At 68.1% G+C, this 3,487-nt stretch carries 3 protein-coding genes; 2 read left to right on the top strand and 1 reads right to left on the bottom strand.

Annotated elements, in window-relative coordinates:
• Positions 1-797: OB-fold nucleic acid binding domain-containing protein (locus tag QZV72_RS05850; protein ID WP_367119088.1), on the top strand; the 797-nt coding region annotated here is incomplete at its 5' end.
• 333 nt (positions 798-1,130) lie between these two features.
• Here QZV72_RS05850 and QZV72_RS05845 read toward each other — a convergent pair.
• Entirely contained in the window at positions 1,131-2,105 is a 975-nt protein-coding gene (locus QZV72_RS05845) for a MinD/ParA family protein (protein WP_297006225.1), read from the bottom strand.
• A gap of 99 nt (positions 2,106-2,204) precedes the next feature.
• Between QZV72_RS05845 and QZV72_RS05840 the strand changes: the two genes are divergently transcribed.
• On the top strand, positions 2,205-3,287 hold the full coding sequence (locus QZV72_RS05840; protein WP_297006224.1) for a hypothetical protein: 1,083 nt from the start codon (positions 2,205-2,207) through the stop codon (positions 3,285-3,287).
• Positions 3,288-3,487: the final 200 nt, after the last annotated feature.

The raw sequence follows: 3,487 nt of genomic DNA, 5'->3' as shown, positions 1-3,487 counted from the left end.
GCGGCGCTGCGGTGTGGGGCATCCGCCCCGGGCTGGCGTCGGTGCGGGGTCTGGGGAAGGAGGCGGCGTCCGCTCTGGTGGACGCGCGGGAACGGGTCGGCCGGTTCACCACGGTCGCCGACCTGTCACGGGAGGCGGGTCTGGGTGTGGACCGGGTTGTGGCACTGGCCCGGGCCGGGGCCTGCGACTCCCTCGGTCTGACGCGACGGCAGGCGGTGTGGGCTGCGGGGCAGGCGGCGACGGAGCGGCCCGGGATGCTGCCGGGGACGTCGGTGGCGTCCACCCCGGCACTGCCGGGGATGAGCGCCTTCGAACTGGCGGCGGCGGACATCGCCGCGACCGGCGTGACCACCGACGGGCATCCCGTGCGTCTCCTCCGGGCGCGGTTGGACACCTGGCCGGGTCCGTTTCCGGTGGTGCCGGCGGCGGAGCTGTCGGCGGTGGAGGACGGACGCCGCATCCTCGTCGCCGGGGTGGTGACGCACCGGCAGCGTCCGGCGACGGCCGGTGGGGTGACCTTCCTCGGCATGGAGGACGAGACCGGGCTGGTGAATGTCATGGTGTCGCCGGGGTTGTGGCGCTCACAGCGCGAGGTGGCTTCGGGTGCGCGGGTGCTCATGGTGCGCGGGATCGTGGAGAACGGCAACGGTGCGGCGACGGTCCGGGCCGACCGGCTGTCGGTGCTGGAGATCGGGGAGACGGGGGAGGACGCCGCCTCCGGTACCGTCGCCGCCGGTTCCACCACATCCGGTACCGACGTCCAGGCCCTCGCCGGCCGTTCCAGGGACTTCCGGTGAACAGGTCAGGCGATCCCGCTCAGCCTCTCTGTCGTTCGACCCGTCACCCTCCCCGGTTGCTGTCGTTCGACCCGTCACCCTCCCCGGTTGCTCGAGCTCTCTGTCGTTCGACCGCTCCATCGGGGAAAGTGTTACCAGGTAGCGGTCCCATAGTGTGATATTTCCGCAGGTCGCCGAAAATGCTTCCGGCGAACCCTGGTAATACTTTCCGGGGGCGCGGCCCGGACAGGTTCCGGGAGCGCCTGTGAGCATCCCCGGGTAACCCCGAGCGCCCCATGAGCACCCCGGCGGGCCCCGGAGCGACGCAAAGCGTCCTGAACCTGAATCAGCCACTCACACAGCAGCGTGGCGGTGCCAGGACGCGAAGTCCTCGGCGACCACCGCCGCCAGCTCCCGGTAGGCACCCATGGTCGCCGGCTGCAACCGGTCCAGGTCCACGACCGCGCCCTCGGACAGGTGCCGGTCGAAGGGTACCGTGCACACCGCCCGGGTCCGCGACTCGAAATGGGTCGACAGCACCTCCGGGGCCACCGACGCCTGCCCCGGGTGGGCCCCGGACACCACCACCACGGCATTGGCGGCCAGCGTCCCGTGCCCGTGGGCCTCCAACCAGTCGAGCGTCGCCTCGGCGGACTGTGCCCCGTCGAGCGCCGGTGAGGTCACCAACACCAGCGTGTGGGCCAGGTCGAGTACCCCGGTCATCGCCGAATGCATCAGTCCAGTACCGCAGTCAGTCAGGATGATGTTGTAGTGGTGCTGGAGGATGTCGACCGTGTGCCGGTAGTCGGTCTCGCTGAACGCCTCCGACACCGCCGGATCACGGTCGGAGCCGATCACCTCCAACCTGCTCGACGCCTGACTCATGCACGCCTTCACCTGCGGATACCGGGAGGCGTCCGGTACGGCGAGCAGGTCACGGACAGTCGGTGCCCCGACCGTGTCCACGACACGGCGGGCCAGCGTCCCGAGGTCAGGGTTGGCGTCCACCGCCACGACCCGGTCGCCGCGGGTGGCGGCGAAGACCCCGCCCAGCGCGACCGTGGTCGTCGTCTTCCCGACGCCACCCTTGAGGCTCATCACCGCGATCCGGTAGTCACCGCGCAGCGGCGTCCGGATCCGGTCCCGGAGTTCACGCTCCTCAATCTGTCGCGTCGACTCGCCCGGATTCACCCGCCCGCATGACAGTCGGTGCAGCACGCGGCGCCAACCGTCCGGCGGTGCGGCGTCCACCGCCCCCACGAGCGCCTGTGAATCCAGCGCGTCCGACACAGTTCCCGACATGTTTCCGTTGAGTATTCCCCCGGTCATGCGCACGACCGTACAGTACAATGATCGACGAAGAAAGAGTTTCGGGGAGAAAACGGGGAGTCGGGGAAAGTCATGGCGTACATGGGGACGGAACTGGACATGCGGATCGATCGCGGGCACCTCGCACCACTGCATGTGGTGCAGCGACCGCGTCCGGTACGGCTCGAGGAACTGGGGAGGAAAGCGACCCCGGAGTCCGCAATGGAGACTCATGTGCAGGTCAACGGCCTGTGGGTGCCGAAACAGAATCTGAGGGAAGCCACGCTCGTCTCTCTCGGCGCACAGTCGCACCCGCGGGGTCTGGCGTACAGGCTGGACGCGTTGACCCGTGCGCGACTGTGCCATCTGCAGCACCCGCACCGGGTGATGTCGGGCTGGACGGCGGCCTCTGAATGGGGTCTGGAGTATTTCGTCGACGACGCCGACACCTCAGTACTCGCGGGCGGGGCCAGCATGGTCGCGGCCTCGGCATCGGAGCTGACCAGACGGCGGAGGACACGTGCCCTGGCGAGGATCCCCACCTACTGCATCGACCCGGAATTCCCGGAGCTGCAGGTGACGGCGCCGATCCTCACGCTGATCCACTGTCTGCAGTCACTGTGGAACGGCGGGCACTCCTGGACTGTTCCGGCGGGTACCGGTCTGACGGATAGCGGCGCGCAGGCGGTCCAGCTCGTGGACGCCATGACCGGGCTCTTCGGCATCGACCCGCAGGAGCTGCCGGGGTCCTGTGCCCATCATCTGGGTCGTGACCGGATGGAGCAGCTGGTGGTCTGGTGTGATCGGGGTGGGGAATCGCCGATGGAGACGTTGATGCGGCTGATGGTCCGTCGGATCATGCGGCGGACCGGTCGGATCTTCATCAGTCAGCTGGTGGTGCATGCCGACGGTTCGGTGTCTGATCCGGTGCACGGGGGTGAGGCGGGGACCGGGAGGATCGTGGCGCGACTGGACCTTGGTTGTGCGGAGCTCAAGCTGGCGCTGCAGTACGACGGGTCCGGGCATCTCCACCGGTCGGTGCGGGACAGGGACGCGAGGATCAATGCGGAACTCGCCAATCTCGACTGGCATGTTGTCCGGGTGACCAAGTGGCACCTAGACAAGGTGAGGGAGTTGGAGAAGGTTCTCGTGAACGCTGTCGCGCTGTGTGAACGGCGGATCATCCAGCGGGAGGGTGGTTGAGTCGTGGCCGGGCCGTTTCCGGAGCTCTGTCGGGAAAGTGTTACCAGGTACCGTCCCCATAATCTGACATTTCCCCAGGTCACGAAAAGTGGTACCAGGAAAACCTGGTAACACTTTTCGTGAAAGGGGGTGGGTGACCGGTCGATGAGGTGGTCGAAGACGGGTGGGGTCGTTCGGAGGGGAAAGGGGCAGGGAGAGGG

This window comes from uncultured Corynebacterium sp., assembly GCF_902782855.1.
GTDB lineage: Bacteria > Actinomycetota > Actinomycetes > Mycobacteriales > Mycobacteriaceae > Corynebacterium.
Note: the sequence above shows the minus strand (reverse complement) of the source record. Positions and strands in the feature narration are given on the sequence as shown.

Bases quoted from the DNA above. Each gene is read 5' to 3' on its own strand.
- QZV72_RS05845 (WP_297006225.1), bottom strand. From the start codon at position 2,105: ATGACCGGGGGAATACTCAACGGAAACATGTCGGGAACTGTGTCGGAC.
- QZV72_RS05840 (WP_297006224.1), top strand. From the start codon at position 2,205: ATGCGGATCGATCGCGGGCACCTCGCACCACTGCATGTGGTGCAGCGA.